Here is a 15,344-nt window from a genome sequence, read left to right as displayed (position 1 = left end):
TGACGAAGCCCCCACCCTCACTGTCCGAAATTTGCAAAAATTGCAAAAATCGGACAGTGCGCCCACTACCAACAACGCTTTAGGGAACCCACTAAATGAGAATTTTTTGCAATACTAAAACCTGCAAATTTGCAGATTCTTTTAATGCGAAAAATTCTCAATAAAGTGTCCCATTTTTTGTCAAACTTTTTTGAGGGCTAAAAATTGTTTGACGGGACACCTTGCACAGCCTTGAAAATCAAGAAGTCTATAGGGGTGGGGTGTCCCATTTTTTTGTCAAATTATAATTATATTATCGGAGGGGGAGGGATTCGAACCCCCGGTGGGCTGTAAACCCACTGGTGATTTCAAATCACCCGCCTTCGTCCACTCGGCCACCCCTCCTGGACACTTGACAAGCGTTTCCTAAATATTATAATATAAGCACATGAGAAAGATCTCCTATCTCTTAGCTTTTTTGCTTTTAGGTGGCTTGCTCTTCTTTGCCTTTATGCACAAAAAAGAGGATGAAGAAGGCTACAGCGCAATTACTCCTTCCGAGCAGACTCTCCCAGACTTTACCTTTACAGGGCTTGATGGGAAGGTTTATCGCCTTTCGGACTTTAGGGGTAAGATAGTGCTTCTGAATTTCTGGGCAAGCTGGTGTCCACCTTGTAGGGAGGAGATGCCAATATTTGAGAAGGTTTACGAAGATTGTAAAAAGAACGGATTTGTGATCCTGGCGGTAAGCATGGACACCAACACTGATGCAAGGGACAGATACCTCAAAGAACTAAAACCTTCCTTTATTATCTTGGAGGGCAATGACAATATCAAGCTTGTAGGTCTTCCCACATCTTACCTTATAGACAGAGATGGAAGGCTTTATAAGATGAAGTTGGGAGTATACAGGGAAGTTAAGGAAGATATACAGAGTTTACTTGGTCCTGACAAAAGGTGCTAACATGTTTGAAGTATCCTTCCTTTTGGCTTTTACCGCTGGTCTGCTTGCCTTTTTATCTCCTTGCGTACTTCCCATAATACCAGGGTACATATCCTACATATCGGGTATAGGTGCACAGGAGATAAGGGAGGAAAAGAGGAGTTTTAGCTGGCGTTTGCTTTTGGCGTCTATACTCTTTGTGCTTGGGTTTTCTCTGGTCTTTACCTTGTTGGGGGCAGGTGCCAGCGCTGTGGGTCAGGTGCTAAGAGATTATCAAACCATCATAGCCAAATTTGGTGGTGCCCTGGTGGTTTTCTTCGGACTTCACTTTTCCGGGGTATTTCTGAGAGAGAACTTTTTAAAGGAAGCCATTGGGGTGGGTTCATTAATAGCCTCCCTTTACTTTCTTGGTATATTATCCCAAAAGCTCTTTTTTGACCTGGCGGGTATAGTGCTTGTGTGCCTGTTTTTGTATCTATTTGGCTTTCATGAGATGTTATACAGACAGACGAGGAAGGAAGCAAAGAGTGATCTGCCTCTACTGGGAGCCTTTTTGGTAGGTGTGTTTTTTGCCTTTGGCTGGAGTCCTTGCATAGGTCCTGTACTTGGGTCTATCCTTCTTTACGCCTCTCAACAGGAGACAGTTACAAAAGGTGCAATGCTTCTCTTTGTGTTTTCAATGGGTATGGGTTTGCCCTTTATAGTGGCAGGTGCTCTTCTTTCCGCTTTCTTAGGCTTTGTAAAGAGATTTAGCAGATTCTTTGGAGTAGTGGAGATGGTGGGAGGTTTGCTACTGATTATCTTAGGTATTCTGCTCACCACCGGAAAGCTCAGCGAAATATCCGCTCTTTTGGGAGTCTGAATGCTTGTCCTTGTAGATTACGGCATGGGTAATATAAGAAGCGTCAGCAAGGCTCTTGAGAAGGTAGGATTTAGTCCTATCATAACAAGGGACCCCGATGCGGTTCTTAGAGCAGATGCTCTTGTGGTGCCAGGAGTAGGAGCCTTTAAAGATGCTATTGGCAATTTGAAAAACTTGGGGCTTTTCTCTGCCATATTAAGGCACATAGAAAAGGTCAAGCCTTATCTTGGTATATGCTTAGGACTTCAACTCCTCTTTGAGAAAAGCTATGAATTTGGAGAAGAGAAGGGTTTTGGCATTCTTGAAGGTGAGGTAATTTTACTGCCTCCACAGGTAAAAGTACCCCACATAGGTTGGAACCAGATATGGAAGACAAGAGAAAGTCTTCTCTTTGAAGGAATAAAGGATGGCGATTACTTCTACTTTGTCCACTCTTATCATGTGGTGCCAAAAAGAAGAGAAGTGATAGCCACTCTTACGGATTATGGCGTTGAATTTGTTTCCTCTGTAGAATACCAGAAAATTTTTGGTCTTCAGTTTCACCCCGAGAAAAGCCAGAAGCTTGGGCTCAAACTTCTTGAAAACTTCAAGAGAATAGTCTATGGCTAAGCTCTGCGTAGCTCTTGATACGGATTATGCAAAGGCAAAAGATATAGTTAAGGCTCTTGAAGGCTATCCTATCATCTTTAAAGTTGGGTACAAGCTCTTCATAAGCCATCACAGACAAATAACTGACCTGATAAAAGATGGTGGCTTTGAGCTCTTCCTTGACCTAAAACTGCACGACATACCCAACACGGTAAGGAACGGTGTAATATCTTCAGCGGAGCTATCTCCCGATTACCTCACTGTGCATGCTCTTTGTGGAAGGACTGCGCTAAGAGAGGCAAGCCAAGCAAAGGGGAGGATAAAGCTTTTGGGTATTACACTTCTGACTAGTCTTGATGAGAGCTTTCTGAGAGAGCTGGGCATAGAAGCTTCTACGGATGAGCTTGTCTACAAACTCGCTAGTATGTGCATACAGGAAGGGCTTGACGGTGTCGTATGCTCTGGAAGGGAGGTAAGCTCTTTGAAAAAAGGTATAAGAAGGGAATTTCTGGCAGTTGTGCCGGGAGTGAGCATCGGTAGTGCAAAAAGAGACCAGATAAGAAGTGTGAGCCTTCAGGAAGCTATAGAGAGTGGTGCGGACATAATCGTTATAGGTAGGGACATTGTAGAGGATAAGGACCCCATAAGTAAGACAGAGAGCATCCTTAAACTGTTGGAGAGTTAAATTATTTTCTGTGGAGACACCAGTACTTGACGGAGTGCTTTTTATCCTTGCCCGCCTTGTGGAGTTCTTCAACATAGGGGTAATAATACTTTTTGCCATAAGAGGTGTCCCAGCCAAGTACATTTATGCGGTGCTTTCAGTAACAATTCTGAGCCTTATATCCTTTGTAGTGTCCCTACTTTTTAAGGGAGATACCGCCCTGAAGGTATCCTTTTTGATAACCCTGGGAGCTTTTTTGGTAATGGTTATTATAACTCGCCACGCCCTAAAAAAGGCAGGTGTAAGTATAGTCCTGCCTGAAGGTGCAAGATGCCCTGTGTGTAGCGCATTTATAAAACCAGACAAAGCAATAGCACTTAGCTTAGGAATTTCTATCTGTTTTTTGATGAAGAGGATCATCTCAAAAAGTTTTTGGCTTCGCCAGAAGAATACGCAAAAATAAGGAAGATTCAAATGAAGCGTGAAGACATAGGCAAGGCATACATATACAAAGATGGTTTATGGTCTGAGGTGAATTATACAAGATTTGACATCTAAGTAGCTTTAATTAAGTTAAAATAATAGCTCCTTTACTTTTTTGAGAGGTGGTACGCATGGAGATGAGAGAGTACGATTCCTGTGGAGTTGGGTTTGTTTGTAATATAAGGGGAGAAAAAAGCGAGCAGATAGTAAGATGGGGAATAGAGGCAGTAAAAAATTTGACGCACAGAGGAGCCATAGGTGGAGACGGTAAGACTGGAGATGGTGCAGGCATACTTGTAGAAATACCCAAAACCTTCTTCTCCTATTACATCCAAAAAGAAGGACTTGATCTATCCCATATAGATAATCTGTGCGTAGGTGTGTTATTCCTGTACGAGGATGTAAGGGGTCCTGTAGAGGAGCTTATAAATAACTCTCCCTTCCGTTTGGTGGGATGGAGGGAGGTTCCCATTGATAGGTCTGCTGTTGGGGAGATGGCTCTAAAAACCATGCCCAAAATTTTTCACCTGCTTCTGGATGCAAAGGGTATAGAAGAAGACAAAAGAGAGCTTGAGCTTTACCTGCTCAGAAGAAGGATAGAGAGAGATGCAAAGGTCAGGGATAAAGTTTATGTGGCTTCCCTTTCGTCCCGCACCATGGTTTATAAGGGTATGATGGTGGCTCTCCAGCTAGATAATTTTTACATAGACCTCAAAGAGGGTGGGCTTGAGTCTTCTTTCTGTCTCTTCCATCAGAGATACTCCACCAACACCTTTCCCAATTGGAAGCTGGCTCAACCTTTTAGATATCTGGCTCACAATGGTGAGATAAACACCATACAGGGCAATAGAAACTGGATGCTTGTTCTTCAGAGCGAGCTACAGCACGAGATTTTTGGCGATAATATAAAGCTCATTAAACCGTTGGTGTCTTACGATGAGAGTGATTCTGCATCCTTAGACAAGGTGTTTGAACTTCTCTGTCTGGTAGGTTACTCTCCAGAACATGCCATAAATATGCTCATTCCCCCTGCGTGGGAAAAGGTACCAGACATGTCTCAAGAGGTAAGAGACTTCTTTGAGTATCAGTCCCTGCTTATGAAACCTTGGGATGGTCCTGCATCCGTTGCTTTTACCGACGGAAAGACCATAGGGGCACACCTGGACAGAAACGGTCTTAGGCCTGCCAGGTACATACTCACAGAGGATGGTATTCTGGTTTTGGGTTCCGAAGTGGGTATGATAGACCTCTCGGGCAGAAAGATAAAGAAGAAGGGAAGGCTGGGTCCCGGAGATACTCTGTCGGTAGACCTTCAAAAGGGCACAGTTAGAGAGACGCAGGATATACTCAGAGAACTGTCCTCAAAAAAGCCTTACGGAGAGTGGTTAAGAAAGCATCTGCTTAGGCTTTCTGACATATTAAAAGAGCATACCATCCCTGAGCCTGCGGAGGATAAAGAAAGGCTCAGAAAACAGATATTCTTCGGATACACTCAGGAGGAGATAAAGCATGTCATATCTTACATGGCTCAGGAGGGAAAGGAGCTGACTTTCTCTATGGGTGACGATACACCTCTTCCTCCCCTTTCCGAAAAACCCGTTTTGCTTTTCAGATACTTCAAGCAGAGATTTGCACAGGTCACCAACCCACCCATAGACCCCATAAGGGAAAAGGCAGTTATGTCCCTCAAGATGAACCTAGGACACAAAAGAAACTTCCTCAAAGAGACAGAGGATCACGCAAAGCGCTTTCAAATAGAAAGTCCCATACTCCTTCCCCATCAGATAAAAGCTATTGAGGAGCAGACCTACTTTAAGGTAGTTAAGATACCCATGACTTACCCAAAAGAGAGAAGCTACTGCGTTGTGGAGCTTCAGGACCTTGCCGGAGAGAGGAGGATAACGGACATACTGTACGATGCCATGTACGAAGGTGTTCAGATATGCGACCTGAGGCTCGGTGTTGAGATAGTCTGCAGGCGTGTGGAGGAAGCGGTAAGGGAAGGTGCCCATATAGTGATACTTACTGATAGAAATACATCACGCTACAGACTTGCTGTGCCAAGTCTTTTGGCTGTATCGGCTGTTTTTAAGTGGCTCTCGGACAGAGGTCTTTCCACAAAGGTATCCATAATAGTGGAGACGGGGGAAGCAAGGGATACTCACCATATGGCATGTCTGATAGGTTATGGAGCATCCGCAGTATATCCTTATCTTGCCTACGAGACTATATACGAACTTTGTAAAAAGGGAGAGATAAACATCCCTTACCATCAGGCAGTTCTCAATTACAAGAAAGCACTTGAGGACGGGCTTTTAAAGATCATGTCCAAGATGGGTATATCTACGCTAAACTCTTATCAGGGAGCTAAGATCTTTGATACTGTGTGTTTAAACAGGGACTTTCTAGAGGAATACTTCCCCAATACGCCTGTCACCGTTGAGTCCGACGGTATATTTGAGATAGAAGAGAGCATGCTAAAAAGGCATCAGATGGCATACGAGGCAGAGACTCCACAGTTGGATTACGGCGGTGATATGAAGTTTAGAAAAGGTGGTGAATGGCATGCTTGGTCACCCTTTGTGGTGAGAGCATTACACAAATTTTTGGAGACGAAAGATTACCAGGACTACAAAAGCTTTTCTCAGATAGCCAACGGCGAGCACCCCACCTTTATAAGACACCTTCTTACCTACAAGAAGGGTCCTCATCCTGTTCCTTTGGAGGAGGTAGAACCTGTAGAGGATATTCTCAAAAGATTTGTGACTGGTGGCATGTCTTTGGGAGCGCTTTCTCCGGAGGCTCACGAGACTATAGCAGAGGCTTGTAATAGACTTGGCATGAAGAGCAACTCGGGAGAGGGAGGAGAGGACCCAGAAAGATACTGGACCATCAAGAACTCTGCCATCAAACAGGTTGCCAGCGGTAGGTTTGGAGTTACACCCACCTACCTGGCTTCAGCTCAAGACATTGAGATAAAGATAGCGCAGGGGGCAAAACCCGGAGAAGGTGGACAGCTTCCCGGGCACAAGGTAAGTGAGTACATAGCAAAACTCAGACATGCTCAGCCTGGCGTTACATTAATATCACCCCCTCCTCATCACGACATATACTCCATAGAGGACCTTGCTCAGCTCATAAACGACCTTAAGGAGGCAAACCCCAATGCCAGAGTGTGCGTAAAGCTGGTAGCGGAAACAGGTGTAGGTACAGTAGCGGCGGGTGTTGCCAAAGCTTATGCGGATATAGTGCAGATAAGCGGTGCGGAGGGAGGCACTGGAGCAAGCCCTTACTCTTCAATAAAGAATGCAGGCAACTACTGGGAGATAGGGCTTGCAGAGACACAAAAGGTGCTTATGGAAAACGGTCTAAGGGACAAGGTGCGTATAAGGATTGATGGCGGTATGAGAACGGGTAAAGATGTTATAGTGGCTGCGCTTTTGGGTGCTGAAGAGTTTGGTTTTGGTACAGCTGCTATGATAGCGGAAGGGTGTGTTATGGCAAGAATGTGCCACACCAATCAGTGTCCTACAGGTGTAGCCACTCAGGACCCCAAGTACAGGGAGAAGTTTAAGGGCAAAGTAGAAGATGTGATGGCATACTTCAGGGCTGTGGCTCAAGAAGTCAGAGAAATACTCTCAGAGATGGGCTTTAGAAAACTTGATGACATAATAGGAAGGAGGGATCTTCTGGACATTCTTAGCTTTGACCACATTCCTGGTTCAAAGAGGATAAAGTTGGAGAAGTTTCTCAAAGACGACTACCCGGCGGACAAACCGCGCAGGTGCACTGTCCACAGGAACGACAACCCAAGACCTTCCATCAACCAGAAAATAGTCCAGGAGCTACTACCTTACATAGAAAGAGGTGAAAAAGTATACAGAGAATACACTATAAGAAACACCGACAGAAGCGTGCCTGTGAGGATAAATTACTACATAGCTTTAAAGTATAAAGACAGTGGTCTTCCAGAGGATACCATAAACCTCACATTTGTGGGAACTGCCGGACAGAGCTTTGGAGCTTTTAATCACAGAGGTGTATCTTTAACCCTTTTAGGAGATGCCAACGATTATGTAGGGAAGGGTATGTACGGAGGAAGAATAGTGATAAAGGCTCAGGGCGTTGAGGATACACAAAACCATGTAATTATGGGCAACACTTGTCTATATGGCGCAACTGGTGGGGAGCTTTACGCAGCTGGAAGAGCGGGAGAGAGGTTTGCTGTAAGAAACAGCGGTGCTGTAGCTGTGGTAGAAGGTGCTGGACTCCACTGCTGTGAGTACATGACAGGAGGTGTAGTTGTAGTTTTGGGTAGCGTAGGCTTTAACTTGGGAGCTGGTATGACGGGAGGTTATGCTTATGTGCTGGACCAAGAGCTAAGCAAGAAGATAAACACCTCCTATGTGATGATAAGGAAGATAAGACACGAAAGGGAAGAGCAGGAGCTTAAGTCTCTTATAAACAAACACTACACTTACACAGGTAGCGCCTGGGCAAAACACCTGCTTGATAACTGGGACATGTATGTGGAAAAGTTTTACAAAGTTATTCCCCTTGAGCAGTGTAAAAGGGATGTTTACGGTGAGACTGACGAGTGTGAGGTGGAGATAACGCCTGAGAAGAAAGCTTAACCTTATATCATTTGCCCTCTACGATGCGGGAGAAACGCTTTTAGGTGCCTTAATCTATTCCACCTTCTTCCCTCTTTTTATAACCAAGTATATAGACCCCAAGACATACTCTGCTCTTTACGGAGTAGCTTTCCTTATCTCTTTCTTCTTAGCTCTATACCTTGGAAAGCTGGCAGACACAAAGGGTCTGAGAAAGCAACTTTTTGTAATTTTCAGCCTGCTTACAGCTTTTAGTGGCATGTCTTTGAGCCTTTTTGCTAACTTACCATACTTGGCTCTTTTAGTTTACTGTATGATGGCTGTATTCCACCAGCAGGCTCTTGTTTTTTACAACTCTATGCTTCTTTCTTTTGACAGTAGAGGTTTAGCATCGGGATTGGGTGTTGCAGTGGGATACATAAGCTCAGCAATAGCTCTCGTATTTTTGGCAAGACTCATGAGTGTGCCGGATGTGTTTTTTCAAGCTTCTTTTCTCTTTGCCCTTTTGGTTTTGCCTTCCCTTCTGCTCCTTCCTAACCCCCCACAGAGGGAGAGGGTAGAAATAAAAGAGGTGCTCAAAGACAGAAAGTTTTTGCTGACCATACTTGCCATACTTTCCCTTACTGAAGTTGCCAACACGCTAATAGCTATGATGGGTATATATCTAAAGAGAGTCTACGGATTTGAGGACACCCAGATATACAGGATAATAGGTCTTTCTGCTTTTGGTGGTGTGGTGGGGGGTGTGGTCTTTGGAAAGTTAGCCGACAGATGGGGAGCTTCTAAACTCTTCCCTATGGGCTTTTTCTTCTGGTCCTTCTTCCTTGCACTCCTTTACTTTACACCAAAGCATCTTACACTTGTTGTAGGTTTCTTAGCAGGGCTTTCTTTGGCACACCTCTGGACCACCTCAAGACTCTTTGTAATAGAGAACTTTCCCCAAACGCAGGTCTCTGTACGCCTCTCTTTCCTGTCTTTGACAGAACGCATAGCCTCTACCAGTGGACTCTTTGCATGGTCACTGCTACTATATCTAACAGGAGATAACTACAGACTCTCCGCTCTGCTTATGATAGTCTTTCCACTGCTGGGCTTTATCATCTTTAGAAAAAGCAGAGTTGTCAGTCTTTGATTTGCACGCCTTCCTTGTATATCTTCCACCTGGGAGGTGAGAGACTTGATGCGCACCCCAAGGAAGAAGTATCGTATATCTTAAAGGCTTTTGGGTCTGAAGGTTCGTGCACAAAAACGAAAACAGTATTTTTAGGAATAAGATGCAGCTTTTCTTTCCACTCCTCCACCTGCTTTAAGATATCTCTCAGTTTTTCTTTTACTTGCTTACCATCAAGTCTTTCCCTTGAGCCAGTTTTTGTATCCTCAAAAAACCAAACGCCATCCTCTATATGTTCCAGCACCTCTGTAACCCTGCTTTCAGAAGCTATACCGTAAAACCTCATGGTTTGCTGTCCTCCTCCATGCTTTTAATTAAGCTCACTCTTCTTTCGTGTCTTCCTCCTTCAAAGTCTGCACTGAGCCAGGCTTCTACAATGGATATGGCAAGCGCGTCGCCTAAGACTCTCCCACCCAGACACAGAATGTTGGCATTGTTGTGCTGTCTGCTAACTTTTGCCATATATTCGTTGGTGCATAAAGCAGCATAAACACCTTTGAACTTGTTGGCAGTTATGCACATGCCTATACCAGTCCCGCATATCAAAATACCCTGCTGCACCTCCCCTCTCTGAACAGCAAGAGCCACCTCACGCGCAAATATTGGGTAATCTGTAGATGCGGTAGAGTTAGTCCCAACATCTACCACCTGACACCCCTTAGACAGAAGAAAATCTTTTATCTTCTCTTTGAGCAAATACCCAGCATGGTCAGAACCTATAGCTATCTTCATAAGGATACTATTATAGTATAATCAAAAGCGTGAGAGGAGTGGTGTTTTTATTCCTAATCTTTCTATCTTTCTTGAGCGTCGGTAAAACAGCGGAGAGGGTCTTTACCTTTCAAGAGCTTAACCTGCTTTCGGAAGATTTACTTCTCAAGGGTGTAAATCCAAAGTACGAGTTTTACATCCCTACCCTTACCCAGCTTTCCGAAGGCAAGATGACCCTAAAGCTCAGAGTTTCACCCTACCTGAGGAAAGACAGCACAATTACAATACTTGTTGATGATGTTCCTTACAAGACTTTTATAAAGTATACTGAAAAACGCCAAGTTCTTTTCCTCTTACTCAAAGCCTGTACACTTGGCACATTACGTGCCTGTTAACAAAAGAGCGGATGTTATATCAGATGACGCAGAAAGGATGTCAAATCCAGAGTATCTAATGTGAGCCGGGCGGGATTTGAACCCGCGACCCACGGATTAAAAGTCCGTTGCTCTACCAAGCTGAGCTACCGGCTCTAAAGGTGTATTATTTTATAACCTTTTCCCCTTCCGATCAAGATCCATCAAAATTTTGCATTTATAATCACTTTTTAGTATAATTTATCCTTCAGCCCAGGTAGCTCAGTAGGCAGAGCACACCCTTGGTAAGGGTGAGGTCGCCGGTTCAAGTCCGGTCCTGGGCTTAACTGGAGGTAAAGCGATGGCAAAGGAGAAGTTTATAAGAGAGAAGGAGCATGTGAATGTGGGAACTATAGGACACGTTGACCACGGCAAATCTACCCTGACATCTGCCATCACCTGCGTCTTAGCTGCAGGTGTGTTGCCAGGTGGCAAAGCCAAATGCACCAAGTACGAAGAGATTGACAAAGCACCAGAAGAGAAAGAAAGAGGCATCACCATAAACATCACCCACGTGGAGTATGAGACGCCCAAAAGACACTACGCTCATGTGGATTGCCCAGGACACGCAGACTATATCAAGAACATGATAACAGGCGCTGCGCAGATGGACGGTGCCATACTGGTGGTGTCTGCGGCAGACGGTCCCATGCCACAGACCAGAGAGCATGTGCTTTTGGCAAGACAGGTCAATGTCCCTTACATAGTGGTCTTTATGAACAAGTGTGATATGGTGGATGACCCAGAGCTTTTGGACCTGGTGGAGCTGGAAGTGAGAGAGCTTCTTTCTAAGTATGAGTTTCCAGGGGATGAGGTGCCCGTAATCAGAGGCTCTGCACTGGGAGCTTTGCAGGAGCTTGAACAAGGCAAACCAGACAGATGGTGCAATGCCATAGTAGAACTTTTGAAAGCGATGGATGAGTATGTACCAACACCTGTAAGGGAAGCAGACAAACCCTTTTTGATGCCTATAGAGGATGTATTTAGCATATCCGGACGTGGTACAGTGGTAACAGGTAGAGTGGAGAGGGGAGTGCTAAAGCCAGGGGAAGAGGTGGAGATAGTAGGGATAAGGGAAGAACCACTCAAGACAGTGGCAACTTCTATAGAGATGTTTAGGAAGATACTGGATGAAGCGTTGCCTGGTGACAATGTGGGGGTTTTGCTGCGTGGAGTAGGCAAAGACGATGTGGAGAGGGGACAAGTGTTGGCAAAGCCGGGCACTGTAAAGCCACACAAGCGCTTCAGGGCACAGGTGTATGTGTTAAGCAAAGAAGAAGGAGGCAGGCACACACCCTTTTTTGTCAATTACAGGCCACAGTTTTACTTTAGGACAGCGGATGTGACGGGGACAGTGGTAAAGCTACCCGAGGGGCAAGAGATGGTGATGCCAGGCGACAACGTGGAGCTGGAGGTGGAACTCATACAGCCTGTGGCTATGGAAGAAGGGCTAAGATTTGCCATAAGGGAAGGAGGCAGGACGGTGGGAGCAGGAGTGGTTACCCAAATCCTTGACTGAGAGGTGTAAAGATGGCAGCTGTGAGAGAGATAGTGATGCTTGCATGTACCGAATGCAAGAGGAGAAATTACTCTACTACCAAAAACAAACAGAAGCATCCACAGAGGATGGAGCTAAGGAAGTACTGCAAGTGGTGTAAAAAGCATACATTACACAGAGAGGTAAAATAGGGGCACTAGCTCAATTGGCAGAGCGCGGGACTCCAAATCCCGCGGTTGGGGGTTCGAGTCCTCCGTGCCCCGCATGGAGAAAAAGTATGGAGAGGATCAAGAGCTTTATCAAAGGTGTAAGACAAGAGGTGGACCGCGTAACATGGCCCGATAGAAAACTGGTGACAAAGGCCACCATAAGTGTTATAATTTTTTCTTTACTCATAGGTGTATACCTATGGCTTTTGGATGTGGGTTTTACGAGGATGATACACCTTTTGCTTTCTTTGAGAGGTAGCTGATGGGTGAGTTTAAGTGGTATGCACTGCAAGTTGAGGCTGGCAAAGAAGCTACGGCAAGGGAAAATTTGCTCAAAGTTATAGAGCTGGAAGGTTTGCAAGAGTATGTGGAAGATGTGGTGGTACCTGCGGAAGAGAAGGTGGTAATAAGAACGCAAGGTAAAGAAAAGTACAGGCTATCCCTCAGAGGAAACAACAGGGATCTTAGTGTGCTGGGTAAAAAGGGTGTGACCACATTTAGGATAGAGAACGGTGAAGTAAAGGTTATAGAGAGCGTAGAGGGTGATACATGCATAGAAGCACCACCCATATCAAAGCCTGGTCAGAAGATAAATTGCAAGGAAAACAAAGTAGAAGCCAAAATAATTCTTGAATCCAAGATGTTCCCAGGCTATCTTCTTATAAAAGCTGAAATGAACGATGCCCTCCTGAGAGCTATAGAGAAAACGCCGCATGTTTACAAGCCTGTTTTGGTAGGAGGTAGGGTAGTACCCATTGATGAAAAAGAGGTGGAGAGGGTGATCAGCTTTGTAAAGAAAGGTGTAAGACCCGTGAAAGTGCTTTTTGAGAAAGGTGATCAAGTAAGGGTTATAGAAGGACCTTTCATGAACTTCACCGGCACTGTTGAAGAGGTGCACCCCGAAAGGGAGAAGATAGTGGTGCTTATAAGCATATTTGGAAGACTAACACCTGTGGAGCTTGACTTTTCACAGGTGGAAAAGCTTTAGGAGGCAAAGATGGCTAAAAAGGTAAGCGCTACAGTGGAGCTTATGTTACCTGCCCAGCAGGCTACACCTGCTCCTCCTGTGGGTCCTGCGCTGGGACAGCACGGTGTTAATATTATGGAGTTTGTAAAACAGTTCAACGCAGCCAGCAAGGAGTTTGAACCAGGTACGGTTGTTCCTGTGGTGATCACCATATATCAGGATAGGAGCTTCACCTTCATAATGAAAACTCCCCCCGCCTCTTACCTTCTTAAAAAGGCTGCTAAGGTGCAAAAGGGTTCTGGAGATCCCAAAAAGCAAAAGGTAGGTAAGATCACCATAGAACAGCTAAGGGAGATAGCCAGCTTAAAATTAAAGGATATGAACACACAGGACATAAACGCAGCTATGAGAAGCATAGCAGGAACAGCAAAAAGCATGGGCATAGAGATAGAAGGATGGAAGGAGTGAAAGCCATGAAGAGAGGAAAACGCTATACAAAGGCTCTTAATTTATTTGACAAAAGCAAGCTTCATACCGTAGAGGAAGCGGTACAAATGCTAAAGAAGATACACCAAGAAGCAGGTGCTAAGTTTGATGAGACGGTGGAACTTGCCATGAAACTGGGTGTGGACCCCAAGTACGCGGACCAGATGGTGAGAGGATCCTTAGTGCTTCCCCACGGCCTTGGTAAGGAAGTTAAGGTGCTGGTCCTGGCAGAAGGTGAGCAGCAAAGAGTAGCTCAGGAGGCAGGAGCGGACTATGTGGGCGGAGAGGATATTATAAACAGAATACTCAAAGAGGAGTGGGTGGATTACGATGTGGTGATAGCCACGCCTGAGATAATGCCCAAGGTGGCCAAACTTGGTAAAATACTCGGTCCCAAAGGGCTGATGCCAAACCCCAAAACGGGCACAGTCACACCCAACATAAGGCAAGCGGTGGAGGAAGCAAAAAGAGGTAGAGTTGAGTTCAGGGTGGACAAGACGGGTAATATACACATCCCCGTGGGTAAGATTTCTTTTGATGAGAAGAAGCTTGTAGAAAATGTGTATGCAGCCGTTGATGCTATAGTTAAAGCCAAACCGCCAGGTGCAAAAGGTCAGTATGTAAGGAGCATCACCTTATCCAGTACAATGAGCCCAGGCATTAAGGTGGACATAGCTCAAACCCTTAGGAGACTCCAAGAGCTTGCCGCATAAGGAGGTCAGCATGAGAAAGAGCTGGAAGGAGAAAGAGCAGAAAATAAGAGGTTATAAGGAGCGTTTTGACAGGTCCAATCTTTTGATATTTTTAAACTTTACTGGCGTAGATGCTGGGAGTATGTCTAAGCTGAGAAGCGAGATAAAATCTGCTGATGGTGAGATACTTGTGGGTAAAAACACCCTTCTTTACAGAGCCTTTATGGATACTCCTCTGTCGGACCACAGGGAGGTACTGGTGGGACCTACTGCGGTAGTGTTCTCTTACGGTGACCCTGTCCTGATAGCAAAGAAAATCTACGACTTTGGGAAGGAGCTAAACAAGGACAACCCCTTAGAGAAAGTGAAAGGTGGTTACATGCAAGGTAGGTTTTTAATGCCTGCGGATGTGCAATCTCTTGCGGAATTGCCACCTGTGGAAGTCCTTGTCTCCAAGCTTATGGGTACCCTTCAGGCGCCTCTTATAAACTTTATTATGGCCCTTAAGGCGGTGCCCCAAAAGCTGGTTTTAACTTTAAAAGCTTTGGAAGAGAAAAAATCTTAAAGGAGGTTTTACAGATGGCTACACTTACCATTGACGAGATCGTTGAGGCAATTGGCAACATGACCCTTCTTGAGGTTGCCGAGCTGGTAAAGAAGCTTGAAGAGAAGTTCGGTGTATCTGCAGCTATGGTAGCTGCTGCACCAGCCGCTGCACCGGCGGGACCTGCTGCCCCTGCGGTAGAGGAAAAGACAGAGTTTGATGTAATTCTCAAGAGTGCTGGAGCCAACAAGATCAATGTGATAAAAGTGGTAAGGGAAATAACAGGCTTGGGACTCAAAGAAGCAAAGGATCTTGTGGAATCAGCGCCAAAGCCGGTGAAGGAAGGAGTTTCTAAGGAGGAAGCGGAAAACATCAAGAAAAAACTTGAAGAAGCGGGTGCAGAAGTGGAAATAAAGTAATCCTAAGGAAGGTATGAAACTCTCTGAAGGTGAAGCCCCCAGTGCAGTGTGGGGGTTTTTCTTTTTACTTGACTTTTTAGTTAACCTACTTTATACTTATAA

At 45.1% G+C, this 15,344-nt stretch carries 18 protein-coding genes and 4 tRNA genes; 18 read left to right on the top strand and 4 right to left on the bottom strand.

Annotated features, from left to right (window positions below; translation table 11 throughout):
• Positions 1-296: 296 nt before the first annotated feature.
• A tRNA-Ser gene (locus HTH_RS04420) sits at positions 297-384 on the bottom strand.
• 43 nt (positions 385-427) lie between these two features.
• Here HTH_RS04420 and HTH_RS04415 point away from each other — a divergent pair.
• From HTH_RS04415 to HTH_RS04385, 7 genes are all read left to right on the top strand, one after another.
• Positions 428-943, top strand: a complete 516-nt coding sequence (locus HTH_RS04415; protein ID WP_012963515.1) for a TlpA disulfide reductase family protein — start codon at positions 428-430, stop codon at positions 941-943.
• Between the two features lies 1 nt (position 944).
• The gene (locus HTH_RS04410) at positions 945-1,784 is read left to right on the top strand and encodes a cytochrome c biogenesis CcdA family protein (RefSeq protein WP_012963514.1); all 840 of its coding nucleotides are present in this window, start codon (positions 945-947) and stop codon (positions 1,782-1,784) included.
• Positions 1,785-2,393: an imidazole glycerol phosphate synthase subunit HisH gene (hisH, locus tag HTH_RS04405; protein ID WP_012963513.1), complete on the top strand. Its 609-nt coding sequence runs from the start codon at positions 1,785-1,787 to the stop codon at positions 2,391-2,393.
• Positions 2,386-3,057, top strand: coding sequence for an orotidine-5'-phosphate decarboxylase (gene pyrF / locus HTH_RS04400; RefSeq protein WP_012963512.1), 672 nt, complete (start codon positions 2,386-2,388; stop codon positions 3,055-3,057). Before hisH ends, pyrF begins: the two co-directional genes overlap by 8 nt.
• A 10-nt stretch (positions 3,058-3,067) precedes the next feature.
• A complete protein-coding gene (locus tag HTH_RS04395) occupies positions 3,068-3,499 on the top strand; it encodes a hypothetical protein (protein WP_012963511.1) in 432 nt (143 codons plus the stop codon).
• A gap of 151 nt (positions 3,500-3,650) precedes the next feature.
• Complete coding sequence (gene gltB / locus HTH_RS04390; RefSeq protein ID WP_012963510.1) at positions 3,651-8,153, top strand: glutamate synthase large subunit; 4,503 nt, start codon at positions 3,651-3,653, stop codon at positions 8,151-8,153.
• Positions 8,137-9,264, top strand: coding sequence for an MFS transporter (locus tag HTH_RS04385; RefSeq protein WP_041309807.1), 1,128 nt, complete (start codon positions 8,137-8,139; stop codon positions 9,262-9,264). Before gltB ends, HTH_RS04385 begins: the two co-directional genes overlap by 17 nt.
• Here the strand turns inward: HTH_RS04385 and HTH_RS04380 are convergent.
• Positions 9,254-9,589 carry a hypothetical protein gene (locus HTH_RS04380; protein WP_012963509.1) on the bottom strand — a complete coding sequence of 112 codons (336 nt, stop codon included), beginning with the start codon at positions 9,587-9,589 and terminating at the stop codon, positions 9,254-9,256. The two genes, HTH_RS04385 and HTH_RS04380, sit on opposite strands and share 11 nt — an antisense overlap.
• Complete coding sequence (gene rpiB, locus HTH_RS04375) at positions 9,586-10,035, bottom strand: ribose 5-phosphate isomerase B (protein WP_012963508.1); 450 nt, start codon at positions 10,033-10,035, stop codon at positions 9,586-9,588. The genes HTH_RS04380 and rpiB overlap by 4 nt, the downstream gene beginning before the upstream one ends.
• 29 nt (positions 10,036-10,064) lie before the next feature.
• Here rpiB and HTH_RS04370 point away from each other — a divergent pair, with 29 nt between their 5' ends.
• Complete coding sequence (locus HTH_RS04370; protein WP_012963507.1) at positions 10,065-10,409, top strand: hypothetical protein; 345 nt, start codon at positions 10,065-10,067, stop codon at positions 10,407-10,409.
• A gap of 61 nt (positions 10,410-10,470) precedes the next feature.
• Here HTH_RS04370 and HTH_RS04365 read toward each other — a convergent pair.
• Positions 10,471-10,544 (bottom strand) — tRNA-Lys (locus HTH_RS04365).
• 94 nt (positions 10,545-10,638) lie between these two features.
• Between HTH_RS04365 and HTH_RS04360 the strand changes: the two genes are divergently transcribed.
• The 10 genes from HTH_RS04360 (at position 10,639) to rplL (ending at position 15,242) form a co-directional block, all read left to right on the top strand.
• Positions 10,639-10,711: transfer RNA gene (locus tag HTH_RS04360), tRNA-Thr, on the top strand.
• A 17-nt stretch (positions 10,712-10,728) separates the two neighbouring features.
• Positions 10,729-11,946 carry an elongation factor Tu gene (tuf, locus tag HTH_RS04355; RefSeq protein WP_012963494.1) on the top strand — a complete coding sequence of 406 codons (1,218 nt, stop codon included), beginning with the start codon at positions 10,729-10,731 and terminating at the stop codon, positions 11,944-11,946.
• Positions 11,947-11,966: 20 nt separating this feature from the next.
• Positions 11,967-12,116: a 50S ribosomal protein L33 gene (gene rpmG / locus HTH_RS04350; RefSeq protein WP_041309872.1), complete on the top strand. Its 150-nt coding sequence runs from the start codon at positions 11,967-11,969 to the stop codon at positions 12,114-12,116.
• A tRNA-Trp gene (locus HTH_RS04345) sits at positions 12,116-12,188 on the top strand. The genes rpmG and HTH_RS04345 overlap by 1 nt, the downstream gene beginning before the upstream one ends.
• Positions 12,189-12,202: 14 nt before the next feature.
• Positions 12,203-12,397 carry a preprotein translocase subunit SecE gene (secE, locus tag HTH_RS04340; protein WP_012963505.1) on the top strand — a complete coding sequence of 65 codons (195 nt, stop codon included), beginning with the start codon at positions 12,203-12,205 and terminating at the stop codon, positions 12,395-12,397.
• Entirely contained in the window at positions 12,397-13,122 is a 726-nt protein-coding gene (gene nusG, locus HTH_RS04335) for a transcription termination/antitermination protein NusG (protein ID WP_012963504.1), read from the top strand. Before secE ends, nusG begins: the two co-directional genes overlap by 1 nt.
• A 9-nt stretch (positions 13,123-13,131) precedes the next feature.
• A complete protein-coding gene (gene rplK, locus HTH_RS04330) occupies positions 13,132-13,569 on the top strand; it encodes a 50S ribosomal protein L11 (protein ID WP_012963503.1) in 438 nt (145 codons plus the stop codon).
• 5 nt (positions 13,570-13,574) lie between these two features.
• Positions 13,575-14,300: a 50S ribosomal protein L1 gene (rplA, locus tag HTH_RS04325; protein WP_012963502.1), complete on the top strand. Its 726-nt coding sequence runs from the start codon at positions 13,575-13,577 to the stop codon at positions 14,298-14,300.
• Between the two features lie 10 nt (positions 14,301-14,310).
• Positions 14,311-14,844 (top strand): 50S ribosomal protein L10, encoded by a 534-nt coding sequence (gene rplJ / locus HTH_RS04320; protein ID WP_012963501.1) that lies wholly within the window; start codon positions 14,311-14,313, stop codon positions 14,842-14,844.
• A gap of 14 nt (positions 14,845-14,858) precedes the next feature.
• Positions 14,859-15,242 carry a 50S ribosomal protein L7/L12 gene (gene rplL / locus HTH_RS04315; protein WP_012963500.1) on the top strand — a complete coding sequence of 128 codons (384 nt, stop codon included), beginning with the start codon at positions 14,859-14,861 and terminating at the stop codon, positions 15,240-15,242.
• Positions 15,243-15,344 lie beyond the last annotated feature (102 nt).

Source organism: Hydrogenobacter thermophilus TK-6 (assembly GCF_000010785.1).
Lineage (GTDB): Bacteria > Aquificota > Aquificia > Aquificales > Aquificaceae > Hydrogenobacter > Hydrogenobacter thermophilus.
The sequence above is the reverse complement of the archived record's forward strand: the minus strand, read 5'-3'. Positions and strand labels throughout refer to the sequence as shown.

Excerpts from the sequence above, each read along its gene's own strand:
- HTH_RS04415 (WP_012963515.1), top strand. The coding sequence starts at position 428 with ATGAGAAAGATCTCCTATCTCTTAGCTTTTTTGCTTTTAGGTGGCTTG.
- HTH_RS04410 (WP_012963514.1), top strand. The coding sequence starts at position 945 with ATGTTTGAAGTATCCTTCCTTTTGGCTTTTACCGCTGGTCTGCTTGCC.
- hisH (WP_012963513.1), top strand. The coding sequence starts at position 1,785 with ATGCTTGTCCTTGTAGATTACGGCATGGGTAATATAAGAAGCGTCAGC.
- pyrF (WP_012963512.1), top strand. The coding sequence starts at position 2,386 with ATGGCTAAGCTCTGCGTAGCTCTTGATACGGATTATGCAAAGGCAAAA.
- gltB (WP_012963510.1), top strand. The coding sequence starts at position 3,651 with ATGGAGATGAGAGAGTACGATTCCTGTGGAGTTGGGTTTGTTTGTAAT.
- HTH_RS04380 (WP_012963509.1), bottom strand. The coding sequence starts at position 9,589 with ATGAGGTTTTACGGTATAGCTTCTGAAAGCAGGGTTACAGAGGTGCTG.
- rpiB (WP_012963508.1), bottom strand. The coding sequence starts at position 10,035 with ATGAAGATAGCTATAGGTTCTGACCATGCTGGGTATTTGCTCAAAGAG.
- tuf (WP_012963494.1), top strand. The coding sequence starts at position 10,729 with ATGGCAAAGGAGAAGTTTATAAGAGAGAAGGAGCATGTGAATGTGGGA.
- secE (WP_012963505.1), top strand. The coding sequence starts at position 12,203 with ATGGAGAGGATCAAGAGCTTTATCAAAGGTGTAAGACAAGAGGTGGAC.
- nusG (WP_012963504.1), top strand. The coding sequence starts at position 12,397 with ATGGGTGAGTTTAAGTGGTATGCACTGCAAGTTGAGGCTGGCAAAGAA.
- rplK (WP_012963503.1), top strand. The coding sequence starts at position 13,132 with ATGGCTAAAAAGGTAAGCGCTACAGTGGAGCTTATGTTACCTGCCCAG.
- rplA (WP_012963502.1), top strand. The coding sequence starts at position 13,575 with ATGAAGAGAGGAAAACGCTATACAAAGGCTCTTAATTTATTTGACAAA.
- rplJ (WP_012963501.1), top strand. The coding sequence starts at position 14,311 with ATGAGAAAGAGCTGGAAGGAGAAAGAGCAGAAAATAAGAGGTTATAAG.
- rplL (WP_012963500.1), top strand. The coding sequence starts at position 14,859 with ATGGCTACACTTACCATTGACGAGATCGTTGAGGCAATTGGCAACATG.